The sequence below is a fragment of the Nonomuraea sp. NEAU-A123 genome (assembly GCF_018603905.1).
In the GTDB taxonomy this organism is placed as follows: domain Bacteria; phylum Actinomycetota; class Actinomycetes; order Streptosporangiales; family Streptosporangiaceae; genus Nonomuraea.
Map to the genome: position 1 here is coordinate 319,885 of NZ_JAHFZZ010000008.1, position 22,629 is coordinate 342,513.

Annotated in this window: 19 protein-coding genes; 14 read left to right on the forward strand and 5 right to left on the reverse strand. The window is 70.0% G+C overall.

The genetic code is table 11. From position 1 onward, the window contains the following. Positions 1–110: 110 nt before the first annotated feature. The 3 genes from KLK06_RS26615 (at position 111) to KLK06_RS26625 (ending at position 3,747) form a co-directional block, all read left to right on the forward strand. The gene (locus KLK06_RS26615) at positions 111–1,364 is read left to right on the forward strand and encodes a hypothetical protein (RefSeq protein ID WP_214638347.1); all 1,254 of its coding nucleotides are present in this window, start codon (positions 111–113) and stop codon (positions 1,362–1,364) included. Positions 1,365–1,453: 89 nt separating this feature from the next. Then, positions 1,454–2,161 (forward strand): hypothetical protein, encoded by a 708-nt coding sequence (locus KLK06_RS26620; protein ID WP_214638348.1) that lies wholly within the window; start codon positions 1,454–1,456, stop codon positions 2,159–2,161. 185 nt (positions 2,162–2,346) lie between these two features. Further along, positions 2,347–3,747: a glycoside hydrolase family 16 protein gene (locus tag KLK06_RS26625; protein WP_214638349.1), complete on the forward strand. Its 1,401-nt coding sequence runs from the start codon at positions 2,347–2,349 to the stop codon at positions 3,745–3,747. A gap of 9 nt (positions 3,748–3,756) precedes the next feature. Here KLK06_RS26625 and KLK06_RS26630 read toward each other — a convergent pair whose 3' ends face one another. After that, entirely contained in the window at positions 3,757–4,953 is a 1,197-nt protein-coding gene (locus KLK06_RS26630) for a hypothetical protein (protein WP_214638350.1), read from the reverse strand. Between the two features lie 62 nt (positions 4,954–5,015). Here KLK06_RS26630 and KLK06_RS26635 point away from each other — a divergent pair, with 62 nt between their 5' ends. Then, complete coding sequence (locus KLK06_RS26635) at positions 5,016–5,966, forward strand: isopenicillin N synthase family oxygenase (RefSeq protein ID WP_214638351.1); 951 nt, start codon at positions 5,016–5,018, stop codon at positions 5,964–5,966. A 136-nt stretch (positions 5,967–6,102) separates the two neighbouring features. Here KLK06_RS26635 and KLK06_RS62455 read toward each other — a convergent pair whose 3' ends face one another. Continuing rightward, a complete protein-coding gene (locus KLK06_RS62455) occupies positions 6,103–8,457 on the reverse strand; it encodes a GH1 family beta-glucosidase (RefSeq protein WP_308168455.1) in 2,355 nt (784 codons plus the stop codon). Between the two features lie 91 nt (positions 8,458–8,548). Here KLK06_RS62455 and KLK06_RS26645 point away from each other — a divergent pair, with 91 nt between their 5' ends. From KLK06_RS26645 to KLK06_RS26665, 5 genes are all read left to right on the forward strand, one after another. Next, complete coding sequence (locus tag KLK06_RS26645) at positions 8,549–9,091, forward strand: Lrp/AsnC family transcriptional regulator (RefSeq protein WP_214638353.1); 543 nt, start codon at positions 8,549–8,551, stop codon at positions 9,089–9,091. Positions 9,092–9,212: 121 nt separating this feature from the next. Beyond that, complete coding sequence (gene ddaH / locus KLK06_RS26650; RefSeq protein ID WP_214638354.1) at positions 9,213–10,010, forward strand: dimethylargininase; 798 nt, start codon at positions 9,213–9,215, stop codon at positions 10,008–10,010. A 2-nt stretch (positions 10,011–10,012) separates the two neighbouring features. Further along, complete coding sequence (gene rocD / locus KLK06_RS26655; protein WP_214638355.1) at positions 10,013–11,221, forward strand: ornithine--oxo-acid transaminase; 1,209 nt, start codon at positions 10,013–10,015, stop codon at positions 11,219–11,221. Positions 11,222–11,455: 234 nt separating this feature from the next. Further along, positions 11,456–11,824 carry a peptidase inhibitor family I36 protein gene (locus tag KLK06_RS26660; protein WP_214638356.1) on the forward strand — a complete coding sequence of 123 codons (369 nt, stop codon included), beginning with the start codon at positions 11,456–11,458 and terminating at the stop codon, positions 11,822–11,824. A 41-nt stretch (positions 11,825–11,865) separates the two neighbouring features. Continuing rightward, positions 11,866–12,675, forward strand: a complete 810-nt coding sequence (locus KLK06_RS26665) for a hypothetical protein (protein WP_214638357.1) — start codon at positions 11,866–11,868, stop codon at positions 12,673–12,675. Positions 12,676–12,742: 67 nt separating this feature from the next. Here the strand turns inward: KLK06_RS26665 and KLK06_RS26670 are convergent, their stop codons facing one another. The 3 genes from KLK06_RS26670 to KLK06_RS26680 form a co-directional block, all read right to left on the reverse strand. Then, positions 12,743–14,008, reverse strand: a complete 1,266-nt coding sequence (locus tag KLK06_RS26670; RefSeq protein WP_214638358.1) for a CU044_5270 family protein — start codon at positions 14,006–14,008, stop codon at positions 12,743–12,745. Further along, positions 14,001–14,612 carry an RNA polymerase sigma factor gene (locus KLK06_RS26675; protein ID WP_214638359.1) on the reverse strand — a complete coding sequence of 204 codons (612 nt, stop codon included), beginning with the start codon at positions 14,610–14,612 and terminating at the stop codon, positions 14,001–14,003. Before KLK06_RS26675 ends, KLK06_RS26670 begins: the two co-directional genes overlap by 8 nt. 156 nt (positions 14,613–14,768) lie before the next feature. Further along, positions 14,769–16,316: an alkaline phosphatase D family protein gene (locus tag KLK06_RS26680; RefSeq protein ID WP_214638360.1), complete on the reverse strand. Its 1,548-nt coding sequence runs from the start codon at positions 16,314–16,316 to the stop codon at positions 14,769–14,771. 245 nt (positions 16,317–16,561) lie between these two features. Between KLK06_RS26680 and KLK06_RS26685 the strand changes: the two genes are divergently transcribed. The 5 genes from KLK06_RS26685 (at position 16,562) to KLK06_RS26705 (ending at position 22,629) form a co-directional block, all read left to right on the forward strand. Continuing rightward, a complete protein-coding gene (locus KLK06_RS26685; protein WP_214638361.1) occupies positions 16,562–17,839 on the forward strand; it encodes a Glu/Leu/Phe/Val dehydrogenase in 1,278 nt (425 codons plus the stop codon). Positions 17,840–17,916: 77 nt separating this feature from the next. Next, positions 17,917–18,111, forward strand: coding sequence for a hypothetical protein (locus KLK06_RS26690; RefSeq protein ID WP_214638362.1), 195 nt, complete (start codon positions 17,917–17,919; stop codon positions 18,109–18,111). Between the two features lie 83 nt (positions 18,112–18,194). After that, positions 18,195–19,562 (forward strand): APC family permease, encoded by a 1,368-nt coding sequence (locus tag KLK06_RS26695; RefSeq protein ID WP_214638363.1) that lies wholly within the window; start codon positions 18,195–18,197, stop codon positions 19,560–19,562. Positions 19,563–19,567: 5 nt separating this feature from the next. Beyond that, the gene (locus KLK06_RS26700; protein ID WP_308168456.1) at positions 19,568–20,563 is read left to right on the forward strand and encodes an acetamidase/formamidase family protein; all 996 of its coding nucleotides are present in this window, start codon (positions 19,568–19,570) and stop codon (positions 20,561–20,563) included. Positions 20,564–20,700: 137 nt separating this feature from the next. Beyond that, complete coding sequence (locus tag KLK06_RS26705) at positions 20,701–22,629, forward strand: heparinase II/III family protein (RefSeq protein ID WP_214638365.1); 1,929 nt, start codon at positions 20,701–20,703, stop codon at positions 22,627–22,629.

Below are 22,629 nucleotides of genomic sequence, written 5' to 3' on the forward strand. Positions count from 1 at the left end.
CGTTGGCTGGTTGGGTGGCGGGGTTGGCTTGGCTGGAGCCGCTTTGAGTGGGGATTGAGCGATTAGGGTGGGGGTCTAGTCGGGTAGCGGTTCTGTGCCGGGAGACGCGGATGGCGTTCTTGTCGCGGCTGTTCAAGTGGGGGGCGGGCGATCCGCTGGCCGAGCGGGAGGAAGCGCGTCGGCAGGGGATGCGGGATGCCCGGCAGCATCCGCTTGGGGAATTCACGGATCCGGAGTTCCAGCCTTCTTATGTGACCGAGGTACGGGCTCGGGCGCGTGAGCGCGTCACCGAGGTTGATCGGCGGCTGGCGGCCACCAGGACCGCGCTGCTTGAGCGGGCGGTGGGGGCTCGGGAGACGATCTTGCGTGAGCTCGGGCGGGCCGATCTGCGGCCGGTCGCCGATCACGTCAACGGGCACGCGCCCGGCGCCAAGGGTGCCTCTCCGGCGGATGATCACGGTGCCACCGCTTCGGGCGGCGACGAGGATGCCTTCATCTCCATCGCGGAGGCCAGGCGGCGGCGGGCCGAGGCGCGGCGTAGGGCTGTGGTGCAGGAGGCCGGTGACACGGTTCATCGGGCCAGGGCGCAGATCGAGCGGCTCACGCAGGAGTGGGAGAGCGCGCTGATCGAGCGCAACCACGCGGTGGAGACCGTACATGCCAGGGCCGAGCAGCTCATCGCCGCCTATCGGGGTGGGGTGATGCGGGCTCATCCGCGTAAGGAGGAGATCCCGTCGCTGTGGAAGGGCGAGGTCATCGCAATGGACTCCTCGGGGGATAGTGCGGCTGCGGTCTCCGGGCGGGAGGAGATCGGGCGGATCATGGAGGAGGTCGAGGCGCGGATCGAGGTGTGGCACGCCGAGGTCGTCGCACCTCGGGCACTGCCCGGCGAGGCACGGCGCGCACTCCCCCGGGATGCGACCCCAGACGCCGACCTCGTTTTCGACGCCGACTTAGAGTCCGACATCGACCTTGGGTCCGTTGCCGACCTTGAGGCGAATGCCAGCCTCGATTCGGACCCTGGCTCCAGCCTGGACGCTGACCTGAGCTCCGGCCCGGATGCCGACCTGGGCTCCGACGCCGCACCCGATCCGGGCCACCGCCCTGCTCCTACCCCGCACACCAACACGACCCTCGCCCCCGACTCCACCCCCGGTCCGGGCCTTGTTGCCGAAGTCGGGCCTGATCGGGTGGCCACCTCTGATCGGGAGGCCACCTCTGATCGCGGGACCGGCCGTGATCGCGAGGCTGGATCCGACCGCGAAGCTGGACCTGACTGGGTGGCCGGACCGGACCGGATGGCTAGACCCGACCAGATGACCGGACCCGACCGGGACGACACAGGGGCTGGAGGAAGGCGATGACGGACGGAGGTGGCGGCGAGGTCGGGTCTCGGGGGGAGCCGTTACCACGGACGCCTGGGCGGCCGGTCGCCGGAGCGAGGAGGCGCAGGGTGCGGCGCGGGGTGGCGTTCGTGGTGGTCGTGCTCCTGGTGGGCGCGGGGGTAAGCGCCTGCGGGGACGAGGCGAAGGCCGTGTGTGGGGTGGTCGTCGACTCCACGAGTTATGCCGACCCGGCGACCTCCCGCAGTGATGTCACCTCCAAGCTGCCCGCCTTCGCCCAGGGCTGCGACTGGATCGCGTTCGCCGCCGTGACCGGGAGCTCCGAGAGCAGTGCGTGCCGCCAGGACCCGGTCTCCATCGCGGCCACCAAGGCCGAGAACCCCAACGCGAACCCCGTCGTCGAAGACCGCATCCGGACCCATCGCATCACCGAGGTGCTCCCCCGAGCGGTCGCGTTGTTCGACTGCCCGACCGAGGGCGAGGGGTCGGATGTGCTGGGCGCGCTCCGGTACCTGGTCAAGCAGATGAGCGCCCAGCGGCAGCCGGACAAGGCACATCAGATCATCGTGTTCAGCGACCTCATCAACAACCGGGGCGAGCTGAACATCAACAAGCTCGACCTGAGCGAGGCCGCCCGCGCGCAGAAGGCCAAGCAGTTGCGGGCGTCCCAGCTGATGCCGGACCTGGCCGGCTATGGGGTGGTCGTGCACGGGTTCCTGCGGGAGAAGACGGCGAGCCCCGACCGGTTCCCGCTGCTGGAGGACTTCTGGAAGCAGACGTTCGAGGCGGCGGGGGCGAGCCCGGTCGACCTGCTGTGAAAGCGCTGCGGTAAACGGACGACCCCGGAATCCGAGAGCGCTCTCTCCAGGCGACCACCAACCTTTTCACCAACCCGTCAAGCCTGTCGTGCTGTTCGTTGACACGGCGTTACACCTGTGTTTACGTCTCGTGAGAGAGCGCTCTCTGAAACCTCCTCAGCCTCCGCATCCCCCAGGAGCAAGGAATGGCAACGCAAACACCGAGTCGCAGGCGCTTGGCGGCGGTGACCGTGGCGCTGGCGGTGCTCGCCGCCCTCCTCGTGCACGTGGCCGTGAGCGCCTCCGCGGCCGTGCCCCCGACCCCTTCCGGCTGGTCACTGGTCTGGTCGGACGACTTCAACGGCACCGCGGGCGCGCCGCCCTCGTCGGCCAACTGGATCGTGGACACCGGCCACGGCTACCCGGGCGGCCCGGGCAACTGGGGCACCGGCGAGATCCAGAACTACACGGCCGCGTCCTCGAACCTCGGCCTCGACGGCGCCGGGAACCTACGGATAACGCCTCAGCGCAGCAGCTCCGGCGAATGGACGTCGGCGCGCGTCGAGACCACACGGGCCGACTTCAAGCCGGCCGACGGGCGGGTGCTGCGCATCGAGGGCCGCATCCAGATGCCGAACGTGACGGGTCAGTCCGCCCTCGGCTACTGGCCGGCGTTCTGGGCGCTCGGCTCGCCGTACCGGGGCAACTACTGGAACTGGCCGGGCATCGGCGAGTTCGACATCATGGAGAACGTCAACGGCATCAACTCCGTGTGGGGCGTGCTGCACTGCGGCGTGAATCCCGGCGGCCCGTGCAACGAGACCACCGGCCTGGGCGCCAGCCGCGCCTGCCCCGGCTCGACGTGCCAGGAAGCCTTCCACACCTACCGCTTCGAATGGGACCGCAGCGTGAGTCCCAACCAGTTGCGCTGGTACGTGGACGGCCAGCAGTTCCACAGCGTGAGCCAGAGCCAGCTCGACGCCGGGACCTGGGCCGGCATGACCGGGCACGCCGGCTACTTCCTGCTGCTCAACGTGGCCATGGGCGGGGCGTTCCCGGACGCGCTGGCCGGCAGCGCGACGCCGACCGCGGCCACCGTGGCGGGGCGGCCGATGGTCGTCGACTACGTGGCGGTATGGCAGAGCGGCAGCACGGGACCGACGCCGACCGTCACGCCCACCGTGCCCGGCGGGGTCGACGCCCGCTCGACCATCCAGGCCGAGAGCTACCAGGGCCAGTCGGGCACCATCGTCGAGACCACCACGGACACGGGCGGCGGGCAGAACGTCGGCGCCATCGCCAACGGCGACTGGCTCCGCTTCGACGGGGTGAACTTCGGCTCCGAGGCCGCCAGGCAGTTCAAGGCCAGGGTGGCGTCGGGGGCGGCGGGCGGTGTGAGCGGGCTGGTCCAGGTGCGGCTCGACAGTCCCACGGCGACGCCGATCGGCGACTTCGCGCTGGGCAACACGGGCGGCTGGCAGAGCTGGCGGACGGTTCCCGCGAACATCTCCGGGGTGACCGGAACGCACACGGTCTACCTGACGTTCAGCAGCGGCCAACCGGCGGACTTCGTCAACGTCAACTGGTTCACGTTCTCGACCACGTGACCGTCCCGGTCAGGCGCCGCGGGTGTCGGCGGCGCGGCGTCTGGCCACGATGCGTTCGGCCCAACTGGCCGCCTCCGGGTCGTGCAGCCCTTCGACCACACCGCCCAGGTACGCGGTGCCGAGGCTGTCGAAGCCGCTGTCGAGCTGCCGCATCCTGCTGGCCAGCCGCCGGTCGACCGCCTGCAGGTACTGGGCGACACTCTCGGCGTAACCGGCGTCTCGCTGGTAGTCGGCCTGGGCGGCGGCGCAGGCCACGGCCTCGGCGTCACGCTTGGCGCGGAGCTCGCGCAGCCGGCGGTCGTTGGGGTTGTGCATCCTGCGCCCCAGGTCGGCGGCGATCAGCGCGGTGGCGACGAGCAGGGCGAGCAGCAGGATCATGGTGGGCAGGAGGCCGACGCCGGAGGAGGTGGGGCCGATCTCCTGGCCGTCGACGACCAGCGGCCTGACCAGGGCCTCCCGGCGGAGCACGGCCACGGCGACGATCAGGCCGAGCCAGACGAGCGCGACAGCGATCAGCAGCCAGCGTCCCTTGGCGGGGCTGCCGTTCTCCTGCCACGCCCGGAACGTCCTCCCGTACATGTGCGGGGCGACCAGCATGATCAACGCGGCGCCCGCCGCGAGCAGGGCGGTCATCGCCACGCTGTCGCCCCAGTTCAGGATCACCTGGTACAGGATGGGCACCTCGACGATCAGCAGGAGCAGCAGGAGCAGCGCGGCGGGCAGCCAGCGGCGTACGACGGGCCAGCGGCTGCCGGACAGCGCGATGGAGCTCGGGCGGCCGTCGCCGGGGCGCCTGCTCGGTTGTTCCAGCTCCCGGACCCGGCGCTGGCTGTCGTCGAGCGCCTTGCGGATCTCGCCGAACGTACGCTGCGACTCGGTCAGCTTGATCTTCTGCGCCTCGAACTCGGCGCGGGCCTGCTGGATCTCCCGCTCGGTGAGGTTCTCGATCTGGGCCAGTTCGGCCAGGCGCTCGTCCTCCAGTTCGTGGAAGCGCGGCACGCTGCCGGTTTCGAGGGTGAGCGTGTCGATCTGGCCGTCGGTGGCGTGGGCACGGCCCAGTTCGCGTTCCTCGCGGCGGCGCTGCGCCCAGTCGGGCAGGTGGTAGAGGTCTCCGTCATAGGCGACGGCGGGGGCGATGCGGGTTACCTGTCCTGGTTCGTCGGATTCGTGCCCGTGGTTCTGCTCGTGCCGGCGAGTGAAGCGCATGCAGCCTCCAACGCGGTCCTGTCTTTCGATGCTAATCGCCGGATATGCGGAACAATGGCGTGGTGAGTGAATTGCCGGTGATCGACATCTCGCCGCTCCTCTCCGGCTCTCGGGAGACGGGCGCCGTCGCGGAGCGGATCGGCGCCGCCTGCCGGGACAGCGGCTTCTTCTACGTCTCGGGCCACGGGGTCCCGCCCGAGCTCGTCGCCCGTCTCGACGCGGCCGCCAGGAGGTTCTTCGAGCTGCCGGTCGAGGTGAAGAACGAGATCTCGATGGAGCGCGGTGGCCGGGCCTGGCGCGGCTTCTTCCCGGTCGGCGGCGAGCTGACCTCGGGCCGCCCGGACCAGAAGGAAGGCGTCTACTTCGGCGCCGAGGAGCCGAAGGGCGACCTCCCGCTGCGTGGCCCGAACCTGTTCCCCGAGCAGGTGCCGGAGCTGCGCGCGGCCGTACTGGAGTATCTCGACACGATGTCGGGCGTCGCCCAGGCGGTGATGTCGGGGATCGCCCTCAGCCTGGATCTGCGCGAGGACTATTTCCGCGCCGGCTACACCGCCGATCCGACCATTCTTTTCCGGATATTTCACTACCCGCCCGCGGAGCCCGGCGAGACCGACGCGTGGGGCGTCGGGGAGCACACCGACTACGGCCTGCTCACCCTCCTCCTCCAGGACGGCAACGGCGGCCTCCAGGTCCACACGACGCGCGGCTGGATCGACGCGCCGCCGCTGCCTGGCACGTTCGTGTGCAACATCGGCGACATGCTGGACAAGCTGACCGGGGGCCTCTACCGATCCACTCCGCACCGGGTGCGCAATCTGAGCGGCAATGAGCGCCTCAGTTATCCGTTCTTCTTCGATCCCGGGTGGGACTGCGAGGTGCCGCCGCTTCCGTACACGCCCGGCGGGCGGGCGCGCTGGGACGGGCAGGATCTGCGGGCGTTCAGCGGCACCTATGGGGACTATCTCCTCGCGAAGGTGTCCAAAGTCTTTCCCTATCTCGCCGACGCGCTTTGACAGCCTGTTGATCACTCGGGCGGGGTGGATGGGGCTCTCGTCCGGGTGGCGGCGAGGAGGCGGAAGTGTTCCTGGAGAGATCGGACCGCCATCTCGCCGCAGCCCAGGCCGGACGCCGCTACGAGACAGTGACCGCCTAGGTGGATTCCCGCACCACCAGACGGGTCGGGACGATGACCGACGTGGTGTGCCTGCCTTCCAGCCTCGACAGGAGCAGTCTGGCCAGGGCCATGGCCTGGTCGGTGACCGGGGCCTGGACCGTGGTGAGGGACGGGGTGGTGCAGGAGGCGGCGTCTATGTCGTCGAAGCCGGCGATCGCCAGGTCGTCCGGAACCCGGCGGCCCGCCTCACGCGCCGCCTGCAGCGCGCCGATCGCCAGGTGGTCGGTGGTGGCGAAGACCGCGTCCAGACGTGGGTTGTCCGCGAGGAGCTGCCGGGCCGCCGCCGCGCCCGAATGCCTGGTGAGGTTGGCGGTGGTGGCGATCAACGGGTGGCGGCCGGCTCGTTCGAGGGCGGTCCGGTGGCCGGTCAGGCGGTCCTGGGTCGAGACGAGGTCCAGGGGGCCGCAGATGATGCCCAGGTGACGGCGGCCGGCGGACAGGAGGTGGTCGGTCACCGCCGCCGCGCCGCCCGCGTTGTCGACGTCCACGTAGGGGACGAGGGAGGCGATGGCGGGCTTGCCCAGCAGGACTGTGGGCAGGCCGGTGCGGATCAGCCGTTCGGTCAGCGTGTCCGTCCTGTCCGAGGACGGCGGAAGGAGGATCACGGCGTCCACGAGGCGGGCCTCGGCGTGCTGGACGATGCGGCGGTGGCTCTCCACCGTGTCGGCGACCATGAGCGTGATCCGCTTGCCCGCCCCTTCCAGGACGCTGGTGACGTACTGGACGACGGCCGCCGTCAGGGCCTCGCCGCCCGGCCTGGGGACGGACAGGACGAGCGCGATCGAGTCCGTACGGCGGGTGACCAGGCTGCGGGCCGCCGCGTTGGGGACGTAGCCCAGCTCCTGAACGGCCCGCATCACGGCCGTGCGGACCTCCGAGCTGACCGACGCCTCCCCGTTGACCACACGGGACACCGTGGCCCTGGAGACCCCGGAGCGGGCGGCCACGGTCTCCAGCGTGGGCCGTTTCGGGCGGCTCTCGCCCAGGCCGTTGCGCTTGATGACGTCGCGGTACCAGTACGCGCTGTCCTTCGGCCGCCGCCGCTGGGTGGCGAAGTCCACGTGGTAGAGGCCGAACTTGCGCTGATAGCCGTCTGCCCATTCCAAACAGTCGAGCAGCGACCAGAGCAGATATCCGCTGACCCGCGCGCCCTCCTCGATGGAGACCCGGAGGGCCCGCAGGTGTTCCTCGATGAAATTGATTCTGTCGACGTCGTGAATCCCGTCTCCGGTGATCACGTCGACGAAGTCGGCGCCGTTCTCGGTGACCATGAGCTGGGTGTCGGGATATTCGCGGGAAAGGCGGCGGAGCAGCAGCGGGAGGGCGTTCGGGACGATGGGCCAGCCCATGGCCGTCACCGCCGTGGGCACGGTGCAGAAAAGGATTCCGGCGCTTCCCGGATATGCGGGATCGGCCGGTTGGCTGGGCTGGGCCTGCACCACGGTCGGCGCGTAGTAATTGACGCCGACCAGGTCGATGGGCCGGGAGATCTCGGCCAGGTCGCCTTCGTGGATGTGGTCGAGGCCCGCGGTGCGCTCGACAAGCGGGAGCAGGTCGGCGGGGTAGGCGCCACGCAGCACCGGCTCCAGGAACTGCCGGTGCATCAGCGTGTCGATCCTGGCCACCGCCTCGGCGTCCTCCTCGGGCAGCTCCATCGACAGGTCGCCGACCTGGCCGGGCGTCATGACCGGCCCGAAGTTGAGGATCAGGCCCACCTTCGAGGCGCCCGCGGCGCGCAGCGCGCCGGTCGCCAGCCCGTGCGCCAGCAGCAGGTGGTGCGCGCTCCTGAAGGCGTCGGCCGGCGAGGTGCGGCCCGGCGCGTGAATGCCGGAGCCGTAACCGAGAAAGGCCGACACCCACGGCTCGTTGAGCGTGAACCAGGTGTCGACGCGGTCGCCCAGCCGGTCGTGCACGGCCCGCGCGTAATCGGCGAAATGACCGGCCGTGTCGCGGGCGGCCCAGCCGCCCTGGTCCTCCATCGCCTGCGGCAGATCCCAGTGGTAAAGCGTCGCGTAAGGCGTTATGCCCGCGCCGAGCAGCTCGTCGACCAGCTTCTCGTAGAAATCGAGTCCGGCGGCGTTGACCGGCCCCGAGCCGCCGGGGACCACCCGCGGCCAGCTCACCGAGAAACGGTAGGCGGTCACTCCTAGGTCTTTCAGCAGGCCGACGTCTTCGGCATATCTGTGGTAATGATCGCAGGCGGTCTGCGAATCCGAAAAGGTGTCCCAGATGGACGGGCCCCGGCCGTCGGCCACGTTGGCGCCCTCAATTTGATAGGCGGACGTCGAGATTCCCCAGACGAAGTTCTCGGGAAAAGCTGCTCTGCTCACTTGTCCAGCATCCTCCGGTGAAAGATCGAATGCCCAGTCTCCCCCGGCGCGCTCGTCGCGCGCCAGCCTGGCCAGGCTGTATACAGAGCGCGTGGAACTGGACCGGCTGGATCGTGACATCATCGCGGCGCTCGTCGACGACGCCCGCCAGACCTATGCGGAGATCGGGCACCGGGTCGGACTGAGCGCGTCGGCCGTCAAGCGCCGGGTCGACCGGCTGCGCGAGGCCGGGGCGATCACCGGGTTCAGCGCCCGGGTGGCGCCGTCGGCGCTCGGCTGGACCACCGAGGCGTACGTCGAGCTGTTCTGCCAGGGCAAGACCAAGCCCTCCGACATCGCGCTGGCCGTGGCCAAGTGCCCGGAGGTCGTCGCGGCGGCCACGATCACCGGGGAGGCCGACGCGCTGGTGCACATCCGGGCCACCGATGTGCGCCACGTCGAGCGGGTGATCGAGCGGCTGGCCTCGGAGGCGTTCGTGGTGCGGACCAAGAGCTCGATCGTGCTGTCACGGCTCGTCGACCTGCCGCCGGGAGCCGTGCCCGACACCCCTCTCCCCAGCCGCGCCGAGCCCGGATCGGACCCGTTCGAGGGTGCCCCACCGGGTGAGCGCAACAGAACGCAGGTCGTTGGCTGAAACTCGCAACAGACCCGCGCGTACCTGCAATGTCAACCCCTTGGCCTGCGCAAACATAAATTCTTATGCTGGCTTCGTCCCCTTCGGGGACACTCCCCCGACGACCCCGACGGAGACCTGCATGCCCAAGCACTTCCTCATGTGCCGCCCGGAATACTTCACGGTCGAGTACGCGATCAACCCGTGGATGCATCCCGAGACCGGCACCGACCGCGATCTCGCGATCCGGCAGTGGGAGGGCCTCAGATCGGTTTACCAGAGCCTCGGGCACCAGGTCAGCCTCATCGATCCCGTTGAGGGACTGCCCGACATGGTGTTCGCCGCGAACGGCGCCCTGGTCGTCGGCGGGCGCGTCTACGGCGCCAGGTTCGCCTACCCGCAGCGCGCCGCCGAGGGCCCGGCCTATCTGCGCTGGTTCACCGAGAACGGTTTCCCGGTCAAGGAGCCGGGCCACGTCAACGAGGGCGAGGGCGACTTCCTCACGCTCGACGACGTCATCCTGGCCGGCACCGGCTTCCGCACGAACCTGTCGGCGCACCAGGAGGCGCAGGAGTTCACCGGTCGCCCGGTGATCTCGCTGACGCTGGTGGACCCGCGTTTCTACCACCTCGACACGGCGCTGTTCCCGATCGACGGCCGCAACGTCGCCTACTACCCCGCCGCCTTCTCCGAGGGCAGCCGCGCGGTGCTGGCCCGGCTGTTCCCGGACGCCGTGCTGGCGACCGACGCCGACGCCGAGGTGCTCGGACTGAACGCGGTCAGCGACGGCACCCACGTGGTGATCAACGCCGAGGCGGGCGACCTCCAACTGGAGCTCAAGCGGCGCGGCTACGAGCCGATCCCCGTCGACCTGTCGGAGTTGCGCAAGGCAGGCGGCGGTCCCAAGTGCTGCACACTGGAAATCCGGGGGGAGAACTAAAGATGAGCACCACCACAGACCTGATCGAAGTGAGCGAGCGCCGCAGCGCGCACAACTACCACCCGCTGCCCGTGGTGATCCACGAGGCGCACGGTGCGTGGGTGACCGACGTCGAGGGCAAGCGATACCTCGACTGCCTGGCCGGCTACTCCTCGCTCAACTTCGGGCACGGCAACCCGAAGATCATCGAGGCGGCGCAGCAGCAGCTCAAGAACCTGACGCTGACCAGCCGTGCGTTCTATCACGACCAGTTCGCCACGTTCTGTGCCGGGCTCGGCGACCTCACCGGCAAGGACATGATCCTGCCGATGAACACCGGCGCCGAGGCCGTCGAGACCGCCATCAAGGTGGCTCGCAAGTGGGGCTACGAGGTCAAGGGCGTCCAGCCGGAGCAGGCCAACATCATCGTGATGGAGGACAACTTCCACGGCCGGACGACCACCATCGTCAGCTTCTCCACCGACCCCGACGCCCGCGACAATTTCGGCCCTTACACGCCGGGCTTCCGGATCGTGAAGTACGGCTCGGTCGAGGCGATCAGGGAGGCCGTCGACGCCAACACGGTGGCGGTGCTGTTCGAGCCCATCCAGGGCGAGGCCGGGGTGCTGGTGCCGCCGGACGGCTACCTCACGCAGGTGCGGGAGCTGTGCACCGCCGAGGGGATCCTGATGATCGCCGACGAGATCCAGTCGGGTCTCGGCCGCACCGGCAAGACGTTCGCCTGCGACCACGAGGGCGTCGTGCCCGACATGTACGTCCTGGGCAAGGCCCTCGGCGGCGGCGTCGTACCGGTGTCGGCGATCGCCGCGAACGAGGACGTGCTCGGCGTGATCAAGCCGGGCCAGCACGGCTCCACGTTCGGCGGCAACCCGCTGGCCTGCGCGGTCGGCAACGCGGTGATCGAGATCCTGAACACCGGCGAGTACCAGTCCAGGGCCGCCGAGCTCGGCGAGGTGCTGCACGCGCGGCTGCGCGAGCTGATCGGCCACGGCGTGATCACGGTGCGCGGACGCGGGCTGTGGGCGGGCGTCGACATCGACCCGTCGCTGGCGAGCGGGCGCGAGGTGTCCAAGGAGCTGATGGCGCGCGGCGTGCTGGCCAAGGACACCCATGGCTCCACGATCCGGCTGGCGCCGCCGATCGTGATCTCCGAGAAGGATCTCCTCTGGGCGGTCGACCAGCTCGCCGACACCATCGCCTCCTTCCGCTAAAGCCTTCATTCCGCTTAAGCCTTCGTTCCGCTAGAGACGCGGTACGACCGGCCGCTTCCCGTAGGGCCCGCGCCACGGATCCACATCCGTGGCGCGGGCCCTACGGTTGCCGCTCCCCGTGTTCGACGTGATCGTCGCGAACAGTGCGTCCGCTTCGTCCTGGATAGGTATGATCCCTTGCCAAGATCAGCGTCTCGTGGCGGGCCGGCTCCGCCTATCCATAGAAGAGGGCATATGAAGAAACTCGCGGCCGCGGGGATCGCGCTCGTCACGTCGTTCTCCATGCTGACCGTCAGCCCGGCCGAAGCGGCGATGGCCAGCAGAAACCTCATCACGTTCTGGGAACACGACGACTATCAGGGCGCGCGTAAGGACATCACGTGTTCCACCCAGCAGCGGGACGACCTGGGCGCTCTCGAGAACCAGGCGAGCTCGATGGCGAACGCGTCCTATTCCGGTGTCGACCTCTACAGCGGTGACAACCTGACCGGCGTCAGGTACTACGCGGCACCGCGCAGCAACGACGGTGACTTCACCAACAACGGATTCGACAACACCGTCGAATCCCTCTGGTTCAGGAAAGTCCCCTGCGACGTAGGCTGATCGCTGGTCGGTGGGCGTGGGGCTGCCTGACGCTGGCGCTGGTGTCCACCGCCGCATGCGCGGCCCCCGCCCCCTCGACCATCCCGAAAGCAACCGAGCGGCCCGTCATCGACCCGTCCGCCGAAGCGCGGGCGCTTCACCTGCCGTTCGACGCCTACAAGCGGACCGAGACGGACATCGAACTCGTCGAGCGGGCAACGGACGTTCTCACCGACCAGTGCCTCCAGAAGAAGGGGTACAGCCGCCCGGCTCTCCCCGCGCTCACCATGATCGAGGCACCCAACCGCCGCCGCTACGGCGTCATAGAGCCCCTGGTCGCCATGCGGACGGGCTATCACGCCCCGCTCACCTCCGCTGAGAAGGAACGAGACCGGGCGGACCGGGCACGCGGCGGTTACCGCGACGCGGCCGAGAGATCGGCGGCGAACACCTGCCTGGATGACAGCATGGGCCACGTCTACGTCGAGGGCGCCGATTCGCCCCTGCTGACGCGTCTGGAGCGGGAGATCTTCGAACAGGCCCGTACGAAGGACCGCCACGTCCGATCAGCTCTCGATGAGTGGCGGTCGTGCATGCGCACCCGCGGCCAGAAAGAGTACGCCGACCCCTTGGCCGCCGCCGCCGACGACCGGTGGAAGGACCCGGGTTCGGCGAAAGCCGAAACGGCCACCGCGGTCGCCGACGTCGCCTGCAAGAAAGCGACGGGCCTCGTCGAGGTCTGGCGCGAGGCGGAGGAGAAGCTCCAGGCCGCCGCCCTGAAACAGCACCCCGTCGATTTCGACCAGGTTCGCCAGACACTCGACAAGGAACGCGCCGAAGCCGCCCGTATCGTCCAGAGCGCCAAGTCCTAGCGCCCTCTTGCCATACGGCCGGTGAGCCGCCACGCCAGGAGGCCGTCCGGCGCGGGCCGTTCCCCGGTCAGCCCCCGGAGCGTGGCGCGTCCGTCGGAACGCGGGGCGGGTCGCTGCTGATCGGTGCCGGTGGCGCGGTGGCGCTGATCGGTGCCGGTTGCGCCGTGGCGCTGATCTCGGCGGGATCCGCGGCCGGGTCTTCCGGCAGGTCGCTGGGCAACGCCGAAGGGACGGCGACCGTCGGATCCTCCGCGGGGCCGCTAGCGGGCGGCTGATCCGTGGGCGGATCGGTCGGCTGGTCCGTGGGCTGATCGGCGGGCTCGGGGGTCGCGGTGGGCTGCGGAGCGCAGCCGCCGTCCTCGATCACCGTGCCCGTCGGCTTCGGCAGCCGGTCCACGACGCTCACCTTCAGCTGAGCCGTCACGGTGAGCTCGCTGCCCACCGGCACGCCGACGGCTTTGGCGTCCACGACCGTGTGCCGTTCCCCAAGCAGTACGTGTGTGTCCCGATCGAAGATCAGCTGGTGCAAGATCCCCACAGACGCCCTGCCCAGCGCCACCCCCTTGCGCCTGACGAAGTCCATGGCCCCCTCCTCCACCTGTACGCCCGGGATCGTCTTGGCGGCCTCGAACAGCGCGTCACGCTGCGCCCTGGGCATGTACGTCTCCCTGAGCAGGTCACCCACCGCGGTGAACGCCACCTCGTCGGCGCCCCTCTTGCCACCGGACTCCCGTTTGTAGAGGAAGTCGCGCATCGTCGCCGGGTCAGCGGGCAGCGTGCTCAGGTAGGCGTAGTCGACCCGGAAAAACTGACTCTGGCAGGAGGCGAGTCGCGCCCACATGGTGGACGCCCGCACCTGCTGCTTCTTGGGCAGTGGCTCGCCCGCCCGCGGGGGCTCCTGCCCTTCCATCAGCAGCAGGCCGTCCGCGCTGGCGTCGACCGACTGCCAGATCTTCCGGTGCGTCCGGGACATGAAACGGATCGCGCTACCGCCGCCTTCCGGGGTCGAGCTGACCATGCCGTCGGTCTCGACCAAGATGAACTGGCCGGGCCTGGGCCGCAGCTCATCCGCCGAGACGGCCGCCGATTGGGTGGCCGAGGCGGCCACCCCCAGATTCGGCTGCCTCGCCGACAGGGCTACGGCCACGCCCCCGACGAGAGCGACCGTCACCCCGAACGCGGCCACGGCCTGCCAGCCCAGTTTCGGAAGGCGGAAGCCACGTCCCTCGCGGGCCTCGCGCAGCAACCGTCCGCGCGCCCTCGCGCGGGCCTCCTCCGGGTACGGCGGAGCGGCCGGCCTCCCGTCCGCGAACGTGCGAATCTCGTCATCCATCCTGGGGCTCCTCTGCGAAGGGATCGATGCCGCCGAGAGCCCTGCGAACCTTGACGCGGAGCCGGTGCAACCTGGACCGGACCGTGCCCACCGGCACGCCCAGCGCGAGCGCCGCGTCCTCGTACGTCAGGTCGGCCCACGCCACCAGCAGCAACAGGTCGCGCTCCGCCGCGCTGAGCCGGGTCAGCGCCCGCGCCAGCCTGGGCTGGAGCTGCTCGGCGGTGACCCGGTCCGCGCTGCGGTCGTCGAACGAGCCCGGCCGCTCCACGCTCACCTTGGACATCGCGTGGATGCGCCGCCGCTCCGCCCTGCGGTGCTGGGCGACGACCTTGGTGGCGATGCCGTACAGCCAGGGCCGGGCGTCCGGCCACGAGCGGTCGTAGCGCGCCCGGGCGCGGAAGGCGACGAGGAACACCTCGCCTGTCACGTCTTCGGCCGGTTCCGGGCCGAGGCGCCTGGCGGCATACCGGTGGATCTCATCGGCATGCCGGTCGAACAGCGCCGCGAAACGTTCCGGATCACTCACCGATTGCGCGATCAGCGCCGAGTCGTCCAGCGTTTCAGGTAACTCCTGAACACCCACCACGTGCCGGTCCTCTCTCATGCGGTCACCCTGTTGTTGACCGCACGCGGGACCCCGGTTCCACCTATTTCACGCTATTTCCCACCAGCCGCCACGCCAGGAGGCCGTCCGAAATTCCGGCCGCGTCGAGTTCGGCGTCCAGCCGGTGCCGGCGCCGGCCGTTTCGCCGTACAGATTTCACGGAAGCCGTACAGAATCGATGCGCTTGACGGTGCTGCCGGAGGATTCGTACCAGTCGAGTTCGCCCGGCAGGGTCAGCGTGGCCAGGGCGTTCTGGAACCATGGCCCGGCGATGACCTCCCAGCGGAACGGCGGGCGCGGAATGCGGGCCAGCCGGGCCAGCAGACCGCCGACCAGCGTGGCCAGGCCGAACTGGCTGAAGACGTTGGCCCAGCGCAGCACCGGGCTGAGCGGGTTGCGGATCGGCGAGCAGACGACCTGGTAGATCGGCCGGCCGTCGACCTTGGCCAGGTAGGAGTAGTGCACGTCGCCGGACAGCACCAGCACCGGTTTGCCGACCTGGACCAGTAACCGGGCCAGGTCCTCGAACGAGCGGCGGAAGGCCGCCCAGTGCTCGAGGTCGATCGCCTGCCGGAACCGCTCTGAGAGCCTCGCGACGGTCTTGCCCCACTTGCCGGCGCAGAGCGCCTCGTTCCAGTTCTGGACGAAGTGGACGCCCTCGGGCAGCAGGAAAGGGATCGACGAGCCGATGACCAGCCGCTCGGCGGGCTTGGCGACCTCCTCCTCCAGCCAGGCCCACTCGACCGGGTCGAGCATCCGCCGGTCGGCCGGGGTGAGCTGCCTGGCGCACCGGGTGTCGATCATGATCAGGCGGGTGCCACCGAGTTCGCGGGAGTAGCTCCACCGGTTGCTGCTGGGCTCGGCGTCGGCCTGTTCGGCGAAGGCGTCGAGCGCCTCGCCGTCCCCGCCCTTCTGCAAGGTCGCCAGCAGCGCGTCGTCCGCCCGCTCGGCCGGCGACAGGTTGCCGAGGTGCTGGTAGACCCAGTAGGCGCCGAGCCCGGAGATCACCCGGCGCTTCCACCAGGAGGTCGCGGCCATCTGCTCGCGCCAGGTCTGGGAGGTGTTCCAGTCGTCGCGCAGGTCATGGTCATCGAAGATCATCGCGGTGGGCACGGTGGAGAGCACCCACCGGATCTCCGGCTCGGTCCAGGCCAGCCGGTAGAGCTCGGCGTACTCCTGGAAGTCGGCGATCTCCTTCTGCGGCTCGCTGTCCCGGCGCGCGGCGATGAACTCCAGCATCTCGGGTGACGGGCCGTCGGCGTAGACCTGGTCGCCGAGGAGCAGCAGCAGGTCCGGCCACTCCTCGGTGTCCGCGTCCTTGAGGTGCGAGCCGTAGGAGCGCAGCACGTCCTCGCCGTGGGTCAGGACGTACGTGCCGTCGTGGGGCACGCTGGTGCGGCAGGAGCCGAACGCCAGCCTGCTCGGCCCCTCCGCCGGAAACAGTCTGATGCGACTGGGCGGCCAACCTTCGAGCGGCCAGACCTGCTCTTCCCCTATCTTGACCACGTACGAGTCGGCGCTCTCCGTCAGCTCGAGCAGATCGACGATCGCGTAGTGGTGTCCATGGACGGTGAAGGTGGACGAGGAGAAGACCCGGCCCGCGGCCTCCACGGTGACCAGGCCGGGTGCGCCGGTCTCCACCCAGATCGAGGCGCTGGCGGAGTCGACGTAACGCAGCATGGGCCCGACGACCAGAGCGGGCATCAGTCCCCCAAATTCGACAGTTCGGCACACATGTAGTGGCAAGCCTGCCAGAGTGGCACGTTTGCAGCACCTCGATCAACGCATGTAATTGATGACAGCAGATCACCTGGGATACGGCAAACCGAAAACCCTAGGCAGCGATAAACGCCGCGCTCTAGGATGATCACGACACGAACGCCCAAACAAGGCAGGCAATGGCGCCTCGTCCCACGTTCCGGGCGTAGACAACAGGAGGAATCCCTTCCATGACCGTCATGGTGCCGTCAAGGACGCCGGCCCTGATCACACCCGGCCGCCAGGCCCTCGATTCGGCCCTCCACCAACTGGACCAGGCCGCCGAACATCTCCGGCTCGACGCCGGGCTCCGCACGATGCTCGCCACGCCACGCCGCTCGCTGACCGTCTCGGTCCCCGTGCGCCGCGAGGACGGGCGCATGGACGTCGTGCAGGGCTTCCGGGTCCAGCACAACGTCTCACGCGGCCCCGCCAAGGGCGGCCTCCGCTTTCATCCCGGCACCGACATCCACGAGGTCACCGCGCTGGCGATGTGGATGACGTGGAAGTGCGCGCTGGTCGGCATCCCGTACGGCGGCGCCAAGGGCGGCGTGGCCGTGGACCCGGCCGTGCTCACCCAGCGTGAGCTGGAGCGGGTGACCCGGCGCTACGTCAACGAGATCCTGCCGATGATCGGCCCGGAGAAGGACATCCCGGCTCCCGACGTCGGCACCGACGAGCAGACCATGGCCTGGATCATGGACACCTACAGCGTCAACACCGGCTACGCGGTGCCCGGCGTGGTCACCGGCAAGCCGCTGATGCTGGGCGGCTCGCTCGGCCGGTCCGGCGCGACCTCGCGCGGCGTGCAGATCGCCGCCATGTGCGCGCTCGGCCGCTCGCCCGAAGGCGTGACGGTGGCCGTGCAGGGCTTCGGCAAGGTGGGCGCCCCGGCCGCCCAGTACCTCTCCGACGCGGGCTGCACGGTGGTCTCCGTGTCCGACGCGACGGGCGCGGTGTACTCGGCCGGCGGGCTCGACATCGCCGACCTGCGCGCCTGGGCCGCCGAGTCGGGCGGTGTGGCCGGCTACCGCCACGCCGACGCGCTGGACCACGCCGAGCTGTTCGAGCTGGACGTGGACGTGCTGGTGCCCGCGGCCCTGGAGGGCGCGATCACCGGTGAGAACGCGCCGCGGATCCGCGCCCGCCTGATCGTGGAGGGCGCCAACGGGCCCACCACGCCGGAGGCGGACGAGATCCTGGCCGCCAACGGCACGATCGTGGTGCCCGACATCCTGGCCAACGCCGGCGGGGTGATCGTGTCGTACCTGGAGTGGGTGCAGAACATGCAGGCCTACTCCTGGAGCGGCGGCGAGGTGGAGTTGAAGCTGCGCGAGCTGATGGAGGGCGCCTACGCCGAGGTGCGGTCGCTGGCCACGGCCCGCGACCTCACGCTGCGGCAGGCGGCGCACGTCATCGGCGTCGGCCGGGTCGCGGAGGCCCACCAGATGCGCGGCCTCTACCCGTGACGGCCTGAACTTTAGTAGGCCCTTCCGTCGCCCTAGGTTCGATGCCCGTGCCTCCACCGACTTGCCACGGTGGAGGCATGCGGAATTTTCTGGGCGTGGTCGTGGTGATCCAGGGCTTGGGGGGCTTTGTGGCGCGAGTCTTCTTCGACACCGACTGGGGTCTGCTGCGCCGGTGGTGGGACATCCCGACCCCCGCCTACCTGGCCATCGCCGCGGCCGGAGTCGCCCTGCTGATCTGGAGCGACCACGACCGCCAGAAGAAGGAGAGCTAGCGGCCACCCGATGGCGAAGCCTGGTCAGTGGACGGCTTTGAATCTAATGTGCGAATCGCCCCCCATGCAGCGAGGAGCCGTCCATGAGCAGCATCGAGCAGTTCGGCTACCGTCAAGAGCTCCAGCGTTCCCTGGGCTTCGCCGACCTGATGATCTACGGCTTGATCTTCATGGTGCCGATCGCCCCGTTCGGCATCTTCGGCAACGTCTTCGCGCTCTCCGGCGGGATGGTGGCCCTCGCCTACGTGATCGGGCTGGTCGCGATGGCGTTCAGCGGGCTGTCGTACGCGCAGATGGCCAGGGCCTTCCCGATGGCCGGATCGGTCTACACCTACGCGGGCCGGGGCATCGCGCCGCCGGTCGGGTTCATCGCCGGGTGGGCGATCCTGCTCGACTATCTGCTGGTCCCGGCGCTGCTCTACCTGGTGGCGAGCACGGCCATGAACTCTTTCGTGCCCGCGGTGCCGGTGTGGCTGTGGCTCGTCGCCTTCGTGCTGCTCAACACCGTGGTGAACTACCTCGGCATCCAGATGACGGCCCGGATCACCCGGATCATGCTGGTGGCCGAGCTGCTCGTGCTCGCGATCTTCCTGGTCATCGCCGGGATCGCGCTGGCGCAGGGCAAGGGCACGACGGGCGCGCTGACCCCCATCTACGACTCCACCACCTTCTCCTGGACGCTGGTGTTCGGGGCGGCCTCGGTGGCGGTGCTGTCGTTCCTCGGCTTCGACGGCATCTCGACGCTGGCCGAGGAGAACCGCGAGGACGCGCGGCGCCTCGGCCGGTCCATGGTGGCCGCGCTGGCGCTGGCCGCCGTGCTGTTCGTGGTGCAGACCTGGGTCGCGGCCCTGCTGGTGCCTGACAGAGCCGCCCTTCTGGCCCCCGGGGCACAGCTGGGCAACGCCTTCTACGACATGGCCTCGTACGCCGGCGGCGCCTGGCTGGGCGTGCTGTGCGCGGTGGCGACGGCCATCGCCTGGGGCTTCGCCAACTCGCTGGTCGCGCAGGCGGCCACCTCGCGGCTGCTGTTCGCGATGGCGCGGGACCGGCAACTGCCCGCGTTCCTGGCCCGCGTCGACCCCAGGCACAAGGTGCCGGCGAACGCCACGCTCGCCGTCGCGGCCGTCTCGCTGCTGCTCGGTGTCGGCATGAGCCTCTACGACAAGGGCGTCGACCTGCTCAGCTCCTTGGTCAACTTCGGCGCGATGACCGCGTTCCTGCTGCTGCACGTGGCCGTCGTCGTGCACTACGTGGTGCGGCAGCGCAGCCGCGACTGGCTGGCGCACCTGGTCGTGCCGGTGATCGGATTCGCCGTGCTGGTGCTCGTCGTCATCAACGCCAGCCTCGCGGCCCAGGTGCTCGGCTTCATCTGGCTCGGTCTCGGGCTGCTCGCCGTCGTCGTGCTCTATCTCATGGGCCGCAGGCCCGCCCTGCCCTCGGAGGTCTCGTGAACGTCGTGTCCTATCGTCCCTCGCCTGAGGAGTTCGGCTACACCTTCGGCGGGCGCGCCCCGGTCGGGGAGGTACAGCCGGGCACGATCATCGAGCTGTTCACCGAGGACTGCTTCGGCGGCCGAGTCCGGACGGTCGACGACCTGCCGTCACAGGTGTGCGAGTTCCCCTACCTGAACCCGGTCACCGGGCCGTTCCACGTGACGGGAGCCGAGCCCGGCGACACGCTGGCGCTGCACTTCATCTCGATCACCCCGGCCAGGGACTGGGCCGTCTCCACCACGTTCCCGCACTTCGGGGCGCTGACCGGCACGCACACCACCGCCATGCTGCAGCCGCCGCTGGAGGAACGGGTCTGGCGCTACGACCTCGACACCGCCAAAGGCGTCGCCGTCTACCACGCCCGCAACAGTGACTACAGCGTGGAGCTGCCGCTCGACCCGATGCACGGGACGGTCGGCGTCGCACCCGCCGCGAACGAGGCGCGGATGACGATCACGCCCGACGCGCACGGCGGCAACATGGACACTCCCGAACTGCGCGCGGGCGTCACTGTCTATCTGGGCGTCAACGTGGCGGGCGGGCTGTTCTCCATCGGCGACGGCCACGGCCGGCAGGGCCACGGCGAGGTGTGCGGCACCGCGGTCGAGGCCGCCATGAACACGGTGGTGGCGGTCGAGCTGGTCAAGGGCGTGGCGACGCCCTGGCCGCGGATGGAGGACGACCTGCACCTGATGTCCACCGGCTCGGCCAGACCGCTGGAGGACGCCTACCGCATCAGCCAGCACGACCTGGTCACCTGGACGTCGGCACTGACCGGGCTCGACACGCTCGACGCCTACCAGTTGGTCAGCCAGGGCGGGCAGGCGCCGGTGGGAAACGTGTGCGACACCAACTACACGATGGTCGCCAAACTCCCCAAGTCCTACCTCGGCACCCCGGCCCCGTACGAGTCCGCGCATTCGCGGCTGCGCACTCTCGGAGCCGAGTACAGAGGTTAGTTGATCGGGATTTTCCCGCACCTCGCGCAAGGCCTCGGCTGGTCACGCGTGTTTCGATCAATGCCTCGGCGAATGCCCATTTGATTCAACTTCGATCACTTTCGATCGCTACTATGGGGGTGTCGGCGAGGAGGATCATGACGAACACTGCCGTTAAGCCTGCGGACGGGCGGCCGGAGGGTCGGACGACCGGTCCCCTGCTCACCGTTTGGGGAGCCGCGATGTCGCCGGAGGTCCTGGTCCGCAGCCTGCTGCCGCCCGAAACGGCGCTGCCGGTCCCGGCCACCGGGGACGCCGTCTGGGATCGGGCCGCGGAGTCCGGCGTCCTGCTCGCCGTCCGTGAGCGGGCGGAGGCGGAGCTGGGCACGCCCTGGCCGCAGCCGCTGGCCTCGCAGTACGCGCGATACTTCCGTGACGGCAACCGCACCGGCTATGAGAGCCAGGTGTTCGAGCGCCAGGACCGGCTGACCCGGGCGGTGCTCATGGCACTGGCGAGCGGTGCGGACGGGTGGCTGGACGAGGCCGCCGACGGGATCGTCCTGCTGTGCGAGCAGAGCTCATGGTGCTGGCCGGTACACGAGGACACATGCCGGCCCCGCGGGACGGTCCTGCCCGATGTGGCCACACCCTGCCTCGACCTCGGCGCCGCCGACGTCGCCGCCCAACTGGCCTGGGCCGACCAGGCGCTCGGGGACCGGCTGGCGGAACGCTTCCCGGGGTTGCGGGTGCGCGTTCGGGCAGAGGTGCGCGCGCGGGTGCTCGACCCGTTCGTCCAGCGGCGCGACTGGCACTGGCTGGGGCTGGACGGCGATCCGAGCAACTGGTGCCCGTGGATCTGCGGCAACGTGCTCGTCGCCGCGCTGCGCCTGGCCGAGCCGGGGCAGGAGCGGGCGCGCCAGGTCGCCCTGGCCGTGGCGGGCCTCGATCACTACCTGGCGGCGCTGCCGGATGACGGCTCCGTCGACGAAGGCTACGAATACTGGTGGAACGGGGCATGCCGCGCGCTCGAGGCGCTCGACGTCCTGGAGCACGCCACGTCGGGGCGGCTCGACGCGGCGGAGATCCAGGTCGTGCGGGAGACGGTCCGGTTCCCGCACCGCATGCATCTGGGCGGGCCGTGGTATCTCAACCTCGCCGACGCGCGGGCCCGGCCGCCGGCCGACCAGCCGTGGCAGGTGCTCCACCGCTGGGCTCGCCGGCTCGGCGTGCACGACGCCCGCCGGCACGCGGAGTCGCAGCGTGCGGCCGGGATTCCGGTCGCCGCCGAGCTCGGACGGGCGCTCCGCGAGCTGGTCGACGTGGAGTGGCGGGGCACCGGCCCCGGCGAGCCGCCGCTGGTCGCCGTGGTCTGGTTGCCGGGGACGCAGATCGGCCTCGCGCGTACGGCCGGTGGGACGGCGCGCGGTCTCACGCTCGCGGTCAAGGGCGGGCACAACGGGGAGCACCACAACCACAACGACGTCGGGTCCGTCGTCGTCGCCGTGGACGGGGTTCCCGTGCTGGTCGACGCGGGGCGGCCGACGTACGCGGCGCAGACGTTCGGGCCGGACCGCTATGCGATCTGGACGATGCGCAGCGACTGGCACAACGTCCCCGAGGTACGGGGCGCGCCGCAGGGGCAGGGGCGCCGGTTCCGAGCCCGTGACGTCGAGGTGATGGACGAGCCCGGCCGCTTCCAGGCGCGGCTGGACCTGGCCGCCGCCTATCCCGTACCCGAGCTGGAGCGGTGGTGGCGGACGGCGGCGCTCGACCGGCACGAGTCACGCGTGACGATCGGGGACGCCTGGAGCTTCACCGGCGACGGCGAGCCGAGCGTGCTGCACTTCCTGCTGAACGGGCAGGTGGAGCAGCCGTCGGCCGGGCAGGCCGTCGTCCGGCCGCCGGGCGGCGCGCGGGCCGTGCTCGTGGCGTGGGACCCCGGGGTCGCGACGGCCGCGTTCACCGTCCGCGCGCTGGCGGACCCTATGCTCTCCGCGGTGTGGGGCGACTGCCTGACCAGGCTGGAGCTGCGTCTGCCGGGCACGGCGCGGGGCGCTTTCGAGGTTCATGTGGGGGTGTGGGAGTGA